Source organism: Neisseria sp. P0022.S010 (assembly GCF_051956635.1).
Genome location: NZ_JBQCXF010000939.1, coordinates 1 through 434 on the forward strand (window position 1 = coordinate 1; position 434 = coordinate 434).

Genomic DNA, 434 nt, shown 5'->3' on the forward strand with positions numbered 1-434 from the left:
GTGAGATTCAATCCCTCCACCGCAAGCTCTGTTTCTTCGGCAGAGAAAATATCCTCCACCGTCTCAAAGCGCTTAACAAAGCGCTTGTGCGTATCTTTGGTTTCATCCCCATCTACCAAGTTTGAAACATGTGCCCGATAGACTGGCAGTGCCAACAATACAACATTTCGTTGCTGTAAAGGCAGACCTTCAATATTGCACACATTGACGTGGCGTCCGCCGGCCTGCAAATCAATTAAGGTGCCATCCGGCAAGCATGCCTGAAGTGTATCTAATTTGATTTTTCCAACTTCTAATGCCTGCCGGGCAAATTCACATTGAAAACAGCCCCACCTAAAATCCTCCATCACTCTCATTAACAGGGCATGCATATGATTGTTGAATTTGTCTTGTTGTTGAAAATGTTGAGGAGATAAGAGTACCCCCTCTTCCCA

General features: G+C 45.4%; 1 protein-coding gene. It reads right to left on the reverse strand.

From position 1 onward, the window contains the following. A partial coding sequence (tssK, locus tag ACTHUT_RS22215) for a type VI secretion system baseplate subunit TssK (protein ID WP_440419977.1) occupies nucleotides 1–434 on the reverse strand: 434 nt, incomplete at both ends.